The 18,799-nt window shown below is 43.8% G+C and carries 6 protein-coding genes; all 6 read left to right on the plus strand.

Annotated elements, in window-relative coordinates; genetic code table 11:
* Nucleotides 1–3: 3 nt before the first annotated feature.
* From MHI35_RS03230 to MHI35_RS03255, 6 genes are read left to right on the plus strand one after another with little or no spacing between them, the layout of a single operon-like run.
* A complete protein-coding gene (locus MHI35_RS03230) occupies nt 4–1,059 on the plus strand; it encodes an HAD-IIIC family phosphatase (protein WP_211063773.1) in 1,056 nt (351 codons plus the stop codon).
* Nucleotides 1,060–1,086: 27 nt separating this feature from the next.
* Nucleotides 1,087–1,356, plus strand: a complete 270-nt coding sequence (locus MHI35_RS03235) for an acyl carrier protein (protein WP_003214412.1) — start codon at nt 1,087–1,089, stop codon at nt 1,354–1,356.
* Entirely contained in the window at nt 1,343–2,485 is a 1,143-nt protein-coding gene (locus MHI35_RS03240) for an acyl-CoA dehydrogenase family protein (protein WP_144521664.1), read from the plus strand. The genes MHI35_RS03235 and MHI35_RS03240 overlap by 14 nt, the downstream gene beginning before the upstream one ends.
* A 19-nt stretch (nt 2,486–2,504) precedes the next feature.
* The gene (locus MHI35_RS03245; RefSeq protein WP_335349134.1) at nt 2,505–11,594 is read left to right on the plus strand and encodes a non-ribosomal peptide synthetase/type I polyketide synthase; all 9,090 of its coding nucleotides are present in this window, start codon (nt 2,505–2,507) and stop codon (nt 11,592–11,594) included.
* A gap of 20 nt (nt 11,595–11,614) precedes the next feature.
* A complete protein-coding gene (locus MHI35_RS03250) occupies nt 11,615–14,284 on the plus strand; it encodes a non-ribosomal peptide synthetase (RefSeq protein WP_335349135.1) in 2,670 nt (889 codons plus the stop codon).
* Nucleotides 14,277–18,782 (plus strand): type I polyketide synthase, encoded by a 4,506-nt coding sequence (locus MHI35_RS03255; protein ID WP_335349136.1) that lies wholly within the window; start codon nt 14,277–14,279, stop codon nt 18,780–18,782. The genes MHI35_RS03250 and MHI35_RS03255 overlap by 8 nt, the downstream gene beginning before the upstream one ends.
* The last annotated feature ends 17 nt before the right edge of the window (nt 18,783–18,799 follow it).

Genomic DNA, 18,799 nt, shown 5'->3' on the forward strand with positions numbered 1-18,799 from the left:
CCAATGGCTAAGCAAATCAAGTGTGTTGTCTGGGATTTAGATCATACATTATGGGATGGAATTTTACTTGAATCAGATGAATTGACGTTAAAACCATCGATGAAGGAAGTACTAACAGAGTTAGATGAGCGAGGCATCCTTCTATCTATAGCAAGCCGGAACGATGAAGCAGCCGTGAAGGAGAAACTTTCTGCCTTCGGAATCGACCATTTCTTTCTCTATCCAGAGATTCATTGGAATGCCAAATCTAGTTCATTACAGAGAATCAGCGAGCGCCTAAATATTCATAAAGATACCATTCTCTTTATTGATGATCAGCCATTTGAACGAGAAGAAGTGAAGGCTGTTCATCCTGAAATTACGTGCTGGGATGCAGTGGATTATCTGTCATTACTCACTGATGATCGCTTGCGTCCAGTCTTTATCACAGAAGATGCGAGACGACGCAGAAGAATGTATTTAGAAGCGGACAAAAGGCAGCAGGAAGAAGAGAAATATGAAGGACCGCCTGAGAAATTCTTGGCGTCTTTACAAATGAAATTCGTGATATCGGAAGCAGGAGAACAAGATCTCCAGCGCGCTGAAGAATTGACCGTTCGTACCAATCAATTAAATGCGAGCGGGAAAACCTACGATTATGAAGAGCTTGATTTCTTCCGTCAATCAGATTCCCACTTGCTGCTTGTCTGTGAACTTGAAGATAAATTCGGTTCCTATGGGAAAATTGGACTCTCATTAATAGAAGAAACAGGTGACACATGGCATGTCAAACTGCTGCTGATGTCTTGTCGCGTCATGTCTCGTGGTGTCGGGACCATCTTACTCACTACGATTTTGCAAGAAGCGAAAAAGCGAGGTAAGCGGCTTGTCGCTGATTTTAAACAAACTGATCGAAACCGCATGATGTACATCACATATAAGTTTGCGAATTTCAAAGAGATTGAGAAGGGGGAGGATGGCTATATCTTGTTTGAAAATGATTTAAGCATGATTCAGCCTTTCCCAGAATACGTAGATGTCAATATTGAATTAAATCAGAAAGACCCAGCCAAACAATAAAAAAGCGAAAAGCGAGGAGATTAAATCATGAACCTACACGAACAAGTAAGAGCCTATATCGAGCAAAACCTAGTGGTATTTGATGAGGAAATTGAGCTTGGAAATGATGATCATATTTTTGAACAAGGCTTTGTGAATTCTCTATTTGCGATGAAACTAGTGAACTATATCGAACATGACTTTCAATTCCAATTAGATAACGAAGACCTCGACATTGCTCATTTTAGTACGGTCAATCGCATTGTCGCCTTAATTGAGAGAAAACAACAGGGGGCGGCTCTTCATGAAAACAGCTGAACAAACGATCAATGCCGTGGAAGACATTCGCCAGTATTGCGATGAACATATCCGTCCGTTTGCCAATGAATTCGATGAGACGGAACATTTGCCAGAGTCACTGATACGAGATATGGCGAAACGAGGCTACTTGGCAGCAGGTATCCCGTCTTCCTATCAAGGGCTAGGGCTTGATCCAATCGCATATGGACAGTTCACAGAACAAGTGGGAAAAGCTTGCTGTAATGTACGGACATTATTGACAGTGAATTCACTTGTAGGAGAAGCCATTCTTCGTTATGGAACAGAAGATCAAAAACAAGGCTGGCTCGTTGAATTAGCCAAAGGAGAAAAAATCGGTGCCTTTGCTTTGTCAGAACCGAATATTGGTTCAGATGCCAATCATGTTGAAACAAGCTATCAAAAGGAAGGACAATCCTATGTATTAAATGGGAAGAAAAAGTGGATTTCCTTTGGAGCGATTGCCGATTTCTTTATTGTAATTGCAAGAGACGGTGAACAAGTCACGGCATTCCTTGTCGATCGAGATCAGCCGGGTGTAGAGATTGAGAGGATTACAGGAATGATGGCGAACCGAGCATCATATTTAGCGGAAATCACCCTCGATCATGTCGAGGTGCATGAAGACTGTGTCTTAGGACCAGTTGGGGGCGGATTTAACCATGTGGTGTCACTCGCATTAGACCATGGAAGATACAGTGTCGCTTGGGCAGGCCTTGCCATCGCACAAGAAGCCGTTGATTCTCTTGTCACGTATTCACGTAAAAGAACACAGTTTAATGAAAAATTGTACAAGCATCAAATGATCAAAGGCATGATCGGAGATGCGGTGACCCAGCTCCATGCAGCGAGAGCCTTATGCCTAAAGGCCGGAGAAATGAGAGAAGCGAATCATCCGGATGCGATCACAGAAACATCTATTGCAAAATATTTCACCTCTAAAATTGCCGTTGACATTACAAATACAAATGTCCAAATTCATGGCGGAAGTGGATTTAGCCGGGAAAACTCAGCTTCAAGACTATATCGCGAAGCGAAGGTGCTAGAAATTATTGAAGGGACTTCGCAAATTCAACAGCAGGTTATTGCCAACTATGGTTTACGCCATTATTTCGTGAAACATTCTTAGAGAGAAAGGAGATGATCCCATGGCTTTACAGCCGCAGAAGCTGGATAAACAGAACATTGAAAATATGTTAGGTATCACTACGATCCAAGAAGGACTGCTGTTTCACCATTTAATGGAACCGAACGGAACAGCTTATTTTGAACAACTGCTGATCGAAATAGACGGACCGATAGATCGAGACATTTTTGAACAATCATGGATGAATGTCACCAAACAGCATGAAATGCTTAGAACATTGTTCAGATGGCAGGAACTCGCAAGACCTGTACAAATTGTGCTGAAAGAGCATCAGCCTGACATTCGATATCGTGATTTGACACAAGCGAAGGAGCCTCTTCATGTGCTGAAAGAAGAGGTGACGGCACAGAACCGAGAAGAACGCTTTGATCTGCAGGAAGTCCCATTTCGCCTGACGTTATGTAAGGTGAATGATGAAGTCAGCTGGGTTCTCATTAGCTTCCACCACATTTTATTGGATGGATGGAGCCTTGGGATTGTATTAAGCGATTGGATAAGTGCATATGAGCGCTTATCGAATGGGGACAAACCTCTTCTGGAACAAAGACCGTCCTACCAATCCTTTGTCAAATGGCAGCAGAAAAACCTTCAACAGACAGAAGCACAAGCCGCCTATTGGAAAAATGTTTTCAACGGTTGGAGTTATGCAGAACTGCTTCCAAAGTCAAGCAGCGCACATGAACATTCAGAAGTGTTTCATAAATATGAACATCAAGTGGATACTTCCATTGCGGAGAGCCTGAGCAAATTCACGAATCAATATGACGTGACGCTGGCATCTGTGATGTATACGCTGTGGGGTGTTCTGCTATCTAAGTATGCGAACCAAGATGATATTGTCTTTGGGACAACAGTATCAGGGAGAAATGCAGATGTCCCTCATATTGAAAAGATGACTGGATTGTTCATTAACACATTACCGCTACGAGTCTCATTCGAACAGGAGCGGCCAATCCTTGAACAGATGCAGGAAGTGAGCCGTGAGATCGCTGTAAGGAATGAATATGAACATACCCCGCTATCTGATTTAAAGAAATACGCAGGAATGACTGCAGAGCAATCATTATTTGATTCAATCGTCGTCATTGAGAACTATCCACTAGATCAAATGCTTACGAAAAACGATCAGCCAATTCGTATTCGTGGATTTGAGATGACTGAGCAGACAGAGTTTGACCTGACGCTTAGTGTTCAGGCGTTTGATGATCAGCTGCTCTTTTCATTGGTGTATAACCCCGTCAGCTTTTCAGCTGAGCAAATCGAAAAGTGGTGTCAGCATTTTCTTCATCTCCTGTCTGATGCATGTGCTCATCCGCACAAATCTGTTGCTCAACTACAGCTGCTATCACAAGAAGAGAAAGAAAAGCAGTTAGCTGCCTTCCAGCAATATGGCGGAGCAACCTCTAGCAATGAGCCAACCGTGATTGACCTATTTGAAGCACAAGTAGAGCGGACGCCGGCGGCAGCCGCAGTTGAGTTTGGCGATACGACGGTTACATATGAACAACTCAATAAGAGAGTGAACCAACTCGCACATTATTTGCAAAATAAAGGGGTCAAACAGGAGCAGCGTGTCGGCATTTTAGCAGAGCATTCCATTGAAATGGTCATAGCATGCTTAGCGATTTTGAAAGCTGGCGGTGCATACGTGCCGATTGATCCTGAATATCCGCAGGAACGAATAGAATATCTATTAGAAGACAGCGGAGTAGAATGGCTCTTAACTCATCCAATAAAAGGGCTCACCTATGCCTATCATGGAGAAAAAATTGATATCACGCAGCCGGATCTATACACCGGACCATCAGACAACTTGGCAGAAGCCATCACCTCAGACCAAACAGCCTACTGCATTTATACATCAGGAACGACCGGAAGACCAAAAGGAGTACTCATTCATCATCTTGGCTTAGCCAACTATATTGATTGGGCGAAGCAAGTATATGTTCGAGGAGAAACAAGGCATTTTGCTTTGTATACTTCACTGTCCTTTGACTTGACGGTTACTTCTATTTTCACACCGCTCATTTCAGGAAATACCATCATGATTTATCACCATGAAAACAGGCAGTTGCTTGTGGAAGACATCATAAAAGACAATCGCGTACATGTGATGAAACTGACACCATCTCATTTACAGTTTATTAAGCATTTGTCTTTCCCAGACAGCCGAATGAAATGTTTCATTTTAGGCGGAGAACAGCTGGAAACATCTTTAGCGAAATCCATTCAGCAGTCCTTCCCGCAGCCAATTGAAATTGTGAATGAATATGGACCAACTGAAACGGTCGTTGGCTGTATGATTCATCGATATGACCAAGACCTTGATCAAGACGTGTATGTACCGATTGGAAAGCCTGCACAGCATACAGATATTCTTCTGTTTGACAGACATATGAATCTTATGCCGGAAGGAGCCGTCGGTGAATTATATATTGGCGGAAAAGGTGTCGCAAAAGGCTATTTGAATCGCCCAGAACTAACCGAAGAAAGGTTCGTCGATCACCCTTTTCAGCCAGAGGAAAAAATTTATAAAACAGGTGATGCAGCCCGCATACTGCCTAATGGGCTCATTCAGTTTTTAGGTCGAAATGATGATCAAGTGAAGCTGAGAGGTTACCGGATTGAAACAGGTGAAATTGAATTTTGGCTGAATGAACAGCCAGGAATAAAAGCAGCAGCTGTTGTTGTAAAGCCAGATGCTTCGGGTACACCATGCTTGGCCGCATATGTTGTCACGACAGCCATACTTGATCAAGCGGCAATAAAACAAGCGTTGACTGATCAGTTGCCGGATTATATGATCCCTACTCACTTTGTTCAATTAGACGATATGCCACTGACTGCTAATGGCAAACTAGATAAACGAGCTTTACCTGCGTTGAAACAAGCGCAACAAACGAAAAAACAGGCGGGCTCTGACCATCTTTCTGATACGGAGAAGGTCATCCAAGACATTTGGAAAAAAGTCCTCGGCTTAGATGAGGTAAGTGTCCATGACAAATTCTTTGACATTGGCGGGCATTCACTCAATTTGATTCACGTCAATCAACAGCTCGCTAAGCAATTGAATCAAAGCATTCCAATGGTCGAAATGTTCCGCCGTCCAACGATTAGAGAGCTTGCCGCATATGTAAGCGGCGATTCAGAGCAGGAAGCGGCAGACGCGCAGCCTGTGAAACAAAAGACAAGAAAAGCCAATGAGCCGATTGCCATTATTGGAATGGCTGGTAAATTCCCTGGCGCGAAAAATGTTGAGGCATTCTGGCGAAATTTGAAGAATGGAGAAGAATCAATTTCCTTCTTTTCCGATGAAGAACTGCTTGAAGCTGGTATTGACCGTCAAACCTTCGAACGATCCGATTATGTGAGGGCAAAAGGTGTGATTGATGGACCTGATTTATTTGATGCTTCCTTCTTCGGCTATTCGCCAGGTCAGGCAGAAATGATGGATCCACAAATACGCCTCCTGCATGAGTATGCCTATAAGGCGCTGGAAGATGCGGGGTATGTCCAAGAAGATTATACGGGTAAGGTCGGCTTGTTTACTGGGTCCACATCGAACTTCCAATGGATTCAGCGTTTTGCCTCTTCCCTTGATAGCAGTATGTCAGAGCTGTTTGAAGTGGGTTCACTCAATGATACGTATACCGTAAGCACAAGAATTGCCCATAAATTGAATTTGAAAGGACCGGCGCTTACGCTGCAAACCGCTTGTTCAACTTCTTTGGTCGCTTTGCATTTGGCCTGTCAATCCATTGCGAATGGTGATTCAGATGTAGCGCTTGCGGGAGGTGTGTCGATCCTGCATCCAGTGAAATCAGGCTATGTTTATCAGCAGAACATGGTGAAATCAAGCGATGGCCATTGCCGCGCCTTTGACGATCAAGCGGATGGAACTGTTGGCGGAGATGGTGTTGGTCTTGTTGCTTTAAAAGCACTTAATGAAGCCATAGAAGATGGTGACCATATTTATGCGGTCATTAAAGGCTCTGCCATCAACAATGATGGTGATCAAAAGGTTGGTTTCAATGCTCCAAGTGTGGAGGGACAGACACGTGTCATTCAGGATGCCCTCCATCAAGCAGATGTTACACCAGAGACGATTGAATATGTGGAAACACATGGAACTGGCACATCACTTGGTGATCCGATTGAAATAGAGGCGCTCACAAAGGCTTTCAATACAGAGAAAAAACAATTTTGCCGTATTGGGTCTGTGAAAACCAATATTGGACATTTGGATGCAGCAGCAGGAGCAGCTGGCTTGATTAAAGCTGTGCTTTCGCTTCAGCATCACACATTTGTACCAAGTCTTCACTTCAAAAAAGCCAATGAAAACATTGTATTTGAACATAGTCCTTTCTTTGTCAATACTGAGCTGACCGACTGGAAGCAGCCAGCTTCCCATTTACGGCGGGCTGGGGTGAGCTCATTTGGAATGGGTGGGACGAATGCACATGTCATATTAGAAGAAGCACCACAACGAGATCGTCAGCAAATACCTCGTTCTGCTGAGCTTCTTGTTCTTTCAGCAAAGAGCAAAACGAGCTTGGAACGAATGAAAGAAAAACTCGCAAGTCAGATAGAAAACACGCCTTCTATTAATTTGGCAGATGCAGCTTATACGCTGCAAACAGGAAGACAATCCTTTGGTTTCCGTCAGACATTTGTTGCGGCAAGCAGAGAAGATGCTTTGCGCGTTTTAACAGAAAAGCAAGGCAAGGGCATTGGAAAGCTCATGCATTCGCATGTGGAAAAACAAAAAATTATTTTTATGTTTTCTGGACAAGGCAATCAATATCTCAATATGGGATTAGATTTGTACCGGGAAGAGCCTTATTTTAAGCAGCAAATGGATGCTTGTTTTCAAGCATATGAAGAAGCAACGGGGCGAAGTCTTGCTCGTATTCTGTACCCATTAGCGGCTGAAACAGAAAAGGCACGTGAACAATTGGCAAGTACTCAATATGCACAGCCAGCGATTTTTGCCATTGAATATGCTTTATCCATGCTTTTCATTGAATGGGGCATTCGTCCTGATGCAATGATCGGCTATAGCTTTGGCGAATTAACGGCAGCCGCCATATCAGGGCTATTCAGCTTAAAGGAAGCGATGTCTATGGTTGCCTATCGTGCGAATGCGATGCAGTCGTCACCAGCTGGCGTCATGATGAGTGTTCCATTATCTGAGGCAGAGTTAAAACCGATGCTTCCAGAAAATATTTCTCTTGCGGTTGTCAATGATTCATCATGTATCGTGTCAGGTCTAGAAGAGGCGATAAGTGAATTTGAACAAGAGCTGAAAAGCAACAGATTGATGTGTATGCGGTTAGGTGGAACCATTGCTGCCCACTCACATGTTATGAAAGAGGCAGCGGAGCAATTCGGAGAAAAATTAACGCATATGAAAGCCAAGTCGCTTCGTATTCCATTCATTTCGAATTTGTCAGGAGATTGGATGACAGATACGAATGCGAAAGATATGTCTTATTGGAAAAGGCATATGACCGATACAGTTCGCTTTGCTGAAGGCATCACAAATATTTTACAAGAGGACAATATTCAATTAATTGAGATTGGCCCAGGACAAGATTTAAGCGTGATGGTCAACCGGTCGCTGAACGGATTGAACCAGCATGTATGTCATGTGTTAAGGCATGCAAAACAAGATGTGACGGATACGGAATTTTTACTTGGTCAAATGGGACGCCTCTGGACAAACGGATTATCCATTGATTGGGACAGGTTCCATCTAAACCGTCAGCCGTGGAAAATACCGCTGCCAACGTATGCGTTTGATCAAACCTCCTATTGGTATGATGCAGCAGATCGTGTGAAACAAGAAAAACCAAAGCAGTCTGGACGAAAGCAGCAAATGGATGAATGGTTCTATACCCCTCATTGGGAAGCGGATCTTTTACCTTGCGTGCCATCAGAAGATACGTCTGACGGAGCCTTGCTTTTGTTTGCAGATCGATCTGCTTTTGGAGAGAAGGTTGCGGCTGAGCTCCTGATGAAACGGAACGAGCTCGTAGTGGTTCGTAAAGGAAATGAATTTACGAAGCATGACGAAAAAAGCTATACCATTCGGTCACATGAGCCATCTGATTATGAAAGGCTCATATCAAACCTGGCAGATGATGAAATTAACGTGTCAAAAGTTTGTCATCTATGGGGGCTTTCAGAAAGACTGCCATCTCAAACGGAAGAAGAATGGGTGAAACAAACGCAGCAAGATAGTTATTACTCCTTGCTTTATATCGGCCAGGCACTGAAAAAATATGTACTGGACCAAAAGGTATCGATTACAGTTCTTTCCTCATTGACGTATGCCATTGGCGGTGAGCCTGTACTTTATCCTGAAAAAGCGATCCATCTAGGGCCTGCCATGGTGATTTCACAAGAAACACCGAACTTACGTTACCACATTCTTGATATTGATCGCCCAGTGGAAAATGGGGTTCAAGAAAAGAGATTGCTAAAGCAAATAAGCGATGAGCTAGATCGAGCGTATGGACAGCTTCTCACGGTCTATCGACGAAATAAACGATATGTGAAAAAGTATGCGAAAGGTTCAGTTCCCGAAATGGGACATGCTCAGTTGGCTAAAAAAGATGGTGTGTACATTTTAATTGGCGGACTTGGGTTTATTGGATTGAATATCGCCCAGACTTTAGCTGAACAAACTCAGGGAACATTGGTCTTAACAAGCAGGTCTGGACTCCCTGATAGAAGCAAGTGGCAAGAATGGCTGTCTACACATGATGATCAGGATCCAACAAAGAAAAAAATACAAAAAGTAATGGCACTGGAAGAGACGGGTGCTAACGTTCTGATACAGAAAGTAGACGTTCGTCACAAGGAAGATATCCAGCAATTGATCCACACAGTGGATGCGTCATATGGGCAAATCGATGGTGTGATCTATGCAGCTGGAGTGACAGGCGACCAATCTTTCCAGGTGATGGAGCAAACAGATGTTACTTTTTCGGAGCCGCATTTTGAAGCGAAGATGAATGGTGTACTTCATCTTGATGCTGCCTTAGGTGATCGATCCCTTGATTTCTGTTTTGTCCTATCATCTTTGTCACCGATCTTGGGTGGACTCGGTTTTACAGCCTATACAGCTGTGAATCATTTCATTGATGCGTACGTGTATGAACGCAATCTACGTTCAGAAACACAATGGTCTGTCATTAGCTTTGACGGCTGGGAATTTGAGCAGGGGAAGCAGCTTGATCTTCCAATCGGAGATGATGTCACGGAAGCGTTAATTACAGAAAAAGAAGGAAGAATGATCTTTGAACGATTGCTTTCACTGGATCAAGTGGAACAAATGGTGATTTCAACAACATCTTTACATGATCGTATTCACCGATATGTAGACCGTTTATCGCTTGAGGAAGAGAGCGGCAGAGAGCATGAACAAGATGGTAACTTGTACTCTCGACCAGCGCTTTCCACGAATTATGCGGCGCCAGAAACGGAGCTGGAGAAAGCATTAAGTCAACATTGGCAAGCTTTCTTTAAGATTGATGAAATTGGCATAGATGATCACTTTTTTGAAATGGGTGGAGATTCTCTAAAGGCAATTACCTTTATTGGCATCATTCATCGTGCATTTAGTGTAGAGCTGACGCTGCCACAATTTTTCCAAATACCTACAATACGATTAATGGCAGCATACATCGATCAAGCAGATACTGCTGCCTATCATGCGATTGAAAAAGCCGAAGTGAAGGAGCATTATCCTCTGTCGTCTGCGCAAAAACGGTTGTATCTCATGCAGCAAATGGATGTAAACAGCACGGGATACAACGAGTTTAAAGCGGGACGAATCAAAGGGAAACTCGATATTAGCAGGTTGGAATGGGCATTTCAGCAGCTTATTAAGAGACACGAAAGTTTGCGGACTGCGTTTGTACTAGAGAATGGCGTCCCTTATCAAAAGATTGAAGAAGAGGTACCATTTGCAGTCACCTTATTTGACCTCACTAACGGATCAACACAAGGATCAGAGGAAGAGCAAAAACAAGTGATTGAACAATTTTTAACTGCCTTTACGTTAAGTGAGGCTCCATTGATGAGAGTCGGTGTGATGAAGCTAGCAGAAGAGGAATTCGTGCTTATGTTGGACATGCACCACATTATCTCAGACGGTCTTTCTCAAGATATTTTGGTCAATGACTTTATGCAATTATATGACGGCAGGACGCTTGAGCCTCTCGCTCTGCAATATAAAGATTTTTCAGAATGGCAAAATGACATGTTAGCATCAGAAGCGCTGAAAGAATCGAGTGATTACTGGAAAGGTCGCTTAGAGGGTGCCCCGCTACTTGATCTGCCAACAGATTTTGGTCGGCCAGAGGTGAGACAATTCCGCGGCGGACATTATACGTTCCGTATAGAAGAAGCGGAGCTGAACGCGTTTAAGCAGGTGATTTTAAAGGAAGACGCCACACTGTTTATGGGCTTGTTAAGTGTATATCAGATTTTGCTTCATAAATTAAGCGGACAATCAGATATCACGGTCGGGGTTCCGGTAGCAGGGAGAAAACAAGAAGAGCTACAGCAAGTGATCGGTATTTTTGTCAATATGCTGCCACTTCGTTTGTATCCTAAAGCAGAAATGACGTATCAGCAATTCTTGCAGGATGTGAAAACGCATGTGATTGATGATTTCGGACATCAAGACTATCAATATGAACAAATGGTTCAAGACCTCCAGCTAAGCCGGAGTGTCAGCCAAAATCTATTGTTTGATGCTGTGTTTGCCTTGCAAAATATGAATCAGCCAGAACTGAAGGTAGGCGGCTTAACCTTTAGTGATTATCCGTATGAGACAGGAACGTCACGCTTTGATTTACTGTGGATTGCGTATGAGCAGGAAGACGGTCTTTCTTCAACGATTGAATATAATACTGAGCTTTTCTCAGTAGAAACCATAGAACGGATAGCGGGCTTGTTGAAAGACATCATGCGGGCTGTTTCAGTAGATGCTGTAAGAATAGAGGAGATCGAACTGGCTTCTTCATTCCAGCAATTAGATGACGTATCTCTTTTCGAATTAGATGACTTGAAAATATAAGTAAAGAGGTGAATGGAAGAGTGATTGAACATGATGATTTTCAACTAAAAGCAGCGGCGAAGGAAAGGGTGAGGGAAAGAGCCTACTGGACATCAATTTTATCAGGTGTCCAGCTTGATGGCCGTATTCCTCATACAGTTTCACAAGCCAAGCCTGCTGCAATGAACCGATCGCTTCATTCGTCCTTCCCTGTGGCTATGAATCATGCGTTAAAGCAATTATGTGGAGATTCTGATTTGCGCCTGTTTATCGTGCTAACCACAGCAGCTTTTGGCTTGCTTCAACGATATAGCGGAAAAACTGAGTTGATGGTGACTGTTCCTACAATGGAACAGTCTGCTCATCAATCCGCCATCAATCATATGCTACCGCTTAAGGCAGAGATTGAGCCTCATATGAGCTTTAGCGCAGGGCTAGAGGCAGTGAAACGATCGTTTCAGGAGGCAGTGCGTCACCAAAACTATCCTGTTCATATATTAATGGATGAGCTTTGGCATTCAGTTGGAGAAGACAAGAAACGTGTCAATCTGGCATGTGCATTTGAGCCATTGCATGGGCAAGCTGACAGAGAGCAGCTGCATGCGGATGTGCTCATTGTTTGGAAGAAAGAACAAGATCACCTTCATGCTGAAGTTCACTGGGATGCTTCCATTTATGATGACAAAATGATGGAGCAGTTCTCCAATCATTTCATGAGATTCACAGAGCAATGTCTCGAAACGTCTGGGCAAACGATGAGCACACACTCATTTTTATCTGACATGGAGAAAAGTCAGCTGTTTGATTCGTTTCAAGGGGAGTCGCTCCCTTATCCAGTGGATCGTGATATTGTGTCGTTATTTCAACAACAAGTCCAATTGCATCCAGCACGAACGGCTGTTGTGTTTGGCACCACCTCCTATACATATGAAGAGGTTGATCATTTATCAGATCGCATTGCGTGTAGACTATCTCAAAGTCAGATAACACGTGAGACTCCAGTTGGACTCAGAATGTATCGATCTGCTGAACTAGTCATCGCCATTCTTGGCATCTTAAAGGCTGGTTATGCTTATTTACCAATTGATGTCCATCTACCGATCGAAAGAATTCGGTATATGCTCAAAAACAGCGGCGCAACAGCTATTGTCTCGGATACAGAAGGACACGAAGGATTGGATGTCGAGGTTCATGTGATTCAAGACATGCTTCAAGAATCATCAATAAAAGAGAATTTGACTAGGGCTATCTCGCCTTCGGATATGGCGTATGTCCTTTATACATCAGGTACGACAGGGCATCCGAAAGGTGTCGTTATCGAACATCGTCATGTCATTAATTTGGTATATGGAATGAAAACGCGCTTTTTTGAACTGCTCCCTGATCCTTTGCAAGTAGGGATGCTGGCTTCACACATTTTTGATGCGTCCGTTCAAACATTGTTCCCGGCATTGCTCCTTGGCCATACGCTGCATATTGCCCAAGATGAAGTCCGTATGGATGGGCATGCGTTATGGTCGTTTTACCAAGAACATCACATTCAACTGTCTGATGTGACTCCCTCTCACTTAAAGCTGATGAACAAGGCAGCAGCGCAATCAAAACAAGACTTGCCAGCGTTGAGGATGATGCTGGTGGGCGGAGAGGTGTTCACAAAAGAGCTGATGGATCAATTTTTACAGCATATATCAGGTGAAAAACCAATCATGATTAATGCGTATGGGCCGACTGAATGTACGGTTCAGTCATCATCTTTTTTGATTCCCCAAGACTGGGATGAGCAAGTCATTCCTATTGGGGAGCCGATGCCGAATGAGCATATTTTCATATGTGACGCGCAAGGAGAGCCAGTTCCGATTGGCGTCTTTGGAGAGTTATATATAGCAGGCGATGGTGTAGGTCGTGGATACATCAATCACCCTGATCTGAGCAAGGAGAAATTCATCGAAAAACCAGAGCTGAGCAACGGGGTGTTATATGGCACGGGAGACCTTGCAAGATGGCGGTTTGATGGTTTATTAGAATTTGCCAAGAGAAACGACGGCCAAGTGAAAATTAGGGGATATCGAGTTGAGCTAGAGGAAATCCGCAGAGCGATTCTTGATGACCCGCATATGCAAGGATTGATTCAAGATGTCATTGTCATTCCTAAGGAAACGCAGGATCAGGATCAATACATTTGCGCATACATCATGGCAAAACAAGTGATAGATCAGCGTGCGCTTCGTCAATCTTTAAGTGAAAGATTACCAGGTTATATGGTGCCGAGGCATGTCATTCAAATAGAGCAATTTCCTTTGAATCTATCAGGGAAATTGGATATTCAAGCACTGCCGAATCCAGAAGATCAGCTTGCGGACCATCAAGAGCCTGTGACCATTCAAGCACATAATGAAACAGAGCAGAAGCTTGTTCGCATTTTCGCCTCTATTTTACAAGTCCCTGCTTCGCAGATTCATATAGATGAACCGTTTTTTGACTTAGGGGGGAACTCTTTTAATATCGTTGAGCTGTCCAATAAAGTAAAAGAGGAATTTCAGCAGGAGCTGACAGTGATGGAGCTGTTCCAATATACAACTGTTTCGCAAATAGCTGCTCACTTAAAAAACAAAGCATCAGGGCAAGAGAAACAGATTGAAGCTGATGGAGAAAATGAAGCGGATGACTTAGAAAGTGCCGCTCAACTGTTAGGCGGGATGATAGATGAGTAAGTTCACAGGATTAGAGGTTGCAGTGGTTGGAATGGCCTGTCGTTTTCCGAGCGCAAAGAATATTCATCAATTTTGGGACAACCTTTCAAATGGAAGAGAATCTATTACGTTCTTTTCGAAGGAAGAGCTGCTTGAGGCAGGGGTTGAGAAAGAAGCATTGGATCATGAGCAATATGTACGTGCCAAAGGAGCAGTCGATCAACATGACCACTTTGATGCAGATTTCTTTGGTTATTCACAGCGTGAAGCAGAAGTCATGGACCCGCAAATCCGCATGTTTCATGAGGTGGCGTGGGAATCTCTTGAAGATGCAGGTTATAACCCTGAAACCTATCAGGAACCGATTGGTTTATTTGGAGCCGCTTCTGCTAATTTATATTGGCAAGCTGCTTCCATGTTGATGAGAACGAATCACTCATCCGAACAATTTGCGGCTGTTCAGTTAACAGATAAAGATTTCATGAACACAAAAGTATCCTACAAATTGAATTTGAAGGGGCCGAGCGTAGCTGTTGACACAGCTTGTTCCTCCTCTTTGACTGCCATTCATATGGCGGCGCGCGCGCTGATTACTGGAGAATGTAAAATGGCTCTCGCAGGAGGCGTCACGATTACGACCCCTCACAAAAAAGGATATATGTATCAAGAGGGCATGATCATGTCGCCAGATGGGCACTGCCGGGCTTTTGATGAACAGGCAGAAGGCACCGTTGGTGGTGAAGGCTGCGGTGTTGTTGTGCTCAAATCATTAAAGCAGGCACTAAAAGATAAGGATCATATCTATGGCGTGATTAAAGGTTCAGCCTATAACAATGATGGTGGGCGGAAGGTTGGCTACACAGCACCAAGTATAGAAGGACAAAGCGAAGTGATTAAAAAGGCTCTCAGCATCAGTCGTGTAGAGCCTGAGAGTATATCTTATATTGAAGCACATGGCACAGGTACAACTCTTGGAGATCCGGTTGAAATTGAGTCACTAAAGAAAGCCTTTCAAACGGATAAAAAACAGTTTTGTGCGATTGGGTCTGTGAAAACCAATATTGGCCATCTTGACTCAGCGGCAGGGGTTGCAGGTTTTATCAAGACAACGCTTAGTCTGTACCATCAGATGCTACCGACTAGCCTTCATTATAAAAAACCGAATCCGAAAATTGATTTTGAATCAAGTCCATTTTATGTCAATACAACACCTGTACCATGGACGAAAACAGAGCATCCTTTGCGAGCCGGAGTTAGTTCATTTGGAGTCGGTGGTACGAATGTACATCTGATCATGGAAGAGGCACCCGCATCCGACAAACCTTCAGTAGAAAGAGATCATGAACTAATGGTGATTTCGGCAAGATCGAAGCAGGCGGTTCAAAAATCTGCTGAACAAATGACATCTTATTTAAAAGAACAAAAGCGTGTCACGCTATCAGATGCTGCATTTACGCTGCAAGAGGGACGAAAGCATTTTCCTTATCGACAAGCTTTTCTTGCGGGTGCTGACCGCACATTCCAGTCAGCCGGACAGCCGCAAAAGGCCTTTCAACAGCCTGCAGTCGTCTGGATGTTTTCTGGACAAGGTGCTCAGTATGTGAATATGGGCAAAGATTTATATGAGAAAGATCCTGAATTTAAACAAACGCTTCAGAAATGTTTTGCCATTATCTTATCTTTATCAGGTGTTGAGATCGAGAACGTGTTATATCCAACAACCGAAGAAGAGTTCATCAAAGCAGAACAACTCATGCAGCAAACATCATATACACAAATCATCTTGTTTAGTTTTGAGTATGCGCTCGCATCGAAGCTGATGGGACTAGGCATACGTCCGCATTATTTCATTGGTCATAGCATTGGAGAAATCACGGCTGCCTGTGTGGCGGGTATCATACACCTCGAAGATGCAATCCGTATCGTTTTAAAAAGAGGTAGTTTGATGCAAAAAATGCCTCGGGGTGAAATGGCCGGAGTGTCACTCCCTGCCAAAGACATTGATCATGATCTTCCTGAAGGTGTCGAGCTTTCTGCGGTGAATAGCTCACAATTATCTGTTGTTTCCGGTCCTTCAGAACGACTACAGATCTACCTCGAAAAAGTTGAAAAAAGAGGAGCTTCTGTCCAAACATTGAAAACCTCTCACGCCTTTCATACGAGTATGATGGCTGAAGCGTCCGAACAGTTTAAGAACGTTCTCTCAGAGATCACCTATCAACAGGGCGAGATTCCAATTCTTTCGAATGTGACAGGGAACTGGTTAACACATGAGCAAGCCTCATCCCCTGATTACTGGGCATCTCATATCAGACAGCCTGTTTTATTTAGTCAAGGATTAGAGACGTTACTTGGACTTGGAGAAGTGGTTTTCATTGAAGTGGGCCCAGGTCATACGTTGACTCAATTTGTGAGACGACATGATGACTATGATGTGAACAAAGCAGCGGCTGTTTCATTGGTGAGACATCCAAAAGAACAAGCTGCTGATGATGAATATATGAAAAAGGCTATAGGGAAGCTGTGGAGTTTTGGAGTGGAACCGAACTGGAGCGCTGTTAGAAAAAATAAGAATCCACATCGAGTGTCACTGCCAACTTATCCATTCGAGCATCAAGTGTTTCCCTCTCCGCAGTTTAAAGCGGATCAGCTGATGACTGCTTTGGCGCCATCAGAAAAGGGAGTGGAACTCTCCACTGATTTTCAAGACTGGTTTTACATGCCGGTATGGGAGCGCTCTATACCTGTACTAAAAGAGCAGCAGCATCAAGGGAAGCGTATCTTGGTTTTTGAGAGAAGTGGTCATATTGGCGACTATTTGAAAGAACGGCATGCAGAGGTTGTCAGTGTCTGTCAAAGTGATCATACGATTAAAGAAAATGACCAGTTGATGAAGGCTGACGTTCATATGCTGTCACACTTAGAGTGGCTTATGGCTGAACTGCAACGATCTGAATTTATACCGGAAGAGATCATCTGGATGCAGGATGAACTAACAGAAGATACAGGTAATCAGCCCAACTACTTATCTGTACTCGATCTCGTCAGGCTGATCAGTCAGCATCATAATACAACCATCCGTCTTCACCTTGTGACAAACCAAGCGCATGATGTCATCGGGATGGAGAAGGTCAATCCTCTTCAAGCAACATGTACTGGATTAGCGCTGACTATTCCTCAAGAATATCAGCATATTGCGTGTCAGCACGTTGATTTATGTCAGGAAACAAAGGCGGACTGGCCGCTATTTCTTTCATACGAGGTTGCGATGCACGATCAAGAGGCGGTCGTGGCGTATCGAGGGAGCAGCAGGTGGGTTCGAAAAGCTTCAAGTACACCTTTAAGCAAAGAGAAATCGTCCGCGCAGCCTTTCAGGACTCATGGGATTTACCTCCTGACCGGCGGTATGGGAGGCATTGGCTTCACACTAGCTCAACATTTAGCAGAAACGTATCAAGCAAAACTGGTATTCCTCAGCCGATCACAAATACGTGAACGCCCTGCATGGGATGAACTGCGTGATGCGGACGGGAAAGAAGCTGAAACCGTGAAAAAGCTGATGACTCTTGAAGAGTTAGGAGCTGATGTACTAACTATACACGGTGATGTGTCAGATAAAGACGCTGTTCAGAAAGCAGTCGAGCTGGCTCATACAACGTTTGGTGACTTACATGGAGTTATCCATGCGGCAGGAGAGGCAGATGGGAAGATCATCCAAGCAAGAACAGCAGACGATGAAATTCGCATGTGTCAGGCAAAAATCAACGGGACTTATGTGCTGGATGAAGCACTGAAGGATGAAACGCTTGACTTCTTTTTACTTTGTTCATCCCTTGTGTCCTTTCTTGGAGCGGCTGGACAAGTGGCATATGCGGCTTCCAATGCTTTTATGGACAGCTTTGCTCATGCGAAGAGGCAGGAAGGAAAGCCAGTGATTTCTTTAAACTGGGATCGATGGGAAAAAGTCGGTATGGCACACGACTCAGCATTAGCGTCTAAAGTCAAAGACATGATGGCGCTCGAGGAGCAGGCGGGTATTTCACCAGATGAAGGAATCAAGGCCTTTCAGGAAGTGCTACGTCTAGATTATCCGCAAATTCTTGTTTCTGTTCGAGACATGGGAGAGAGAATCAAACACCGATTAACACCTATGCAGCAGGAAGAAGGGCCGACTCAACAAACATTGCAGGTCATAGATGATCGTCTAGAAGCATCATTGAGTGATGTACTCAGCTCCTTTTTTCCTCATGAACCGGATGTAAATGAGAACTTCTTTGAAATGGGTGCGACATCCCTTGATTTGCTGCAAATGAGCGGTCATATTAAATCAATTTATGGGATAGAGGTTCCAGTGGTCATGATGTATAGTCATCCAACGATTGCATCTTTGGCTGCAGAACTGAAGAAGATACATGGCGTGAAGGAAGAAAAGCAAGCTGTCACTGAATCATCTAATCTCCGCAAACAGGCGATGGCAGATGGGAAAAACCGCCGTAAACAGAGATTAAAACGAAAATAGATGGGAGAAATGCAGCG

The sequence above is a fragment of the Bacillus sp. FSL K6-3459 genome (genome assembly GCF_038003305.1).
GTDB classification, from domain to species: Bacteria; Bacillota; Bacilli; order Bacillales; family Bacillaceae; genus Bacillus; species Bacillus pumilus_O.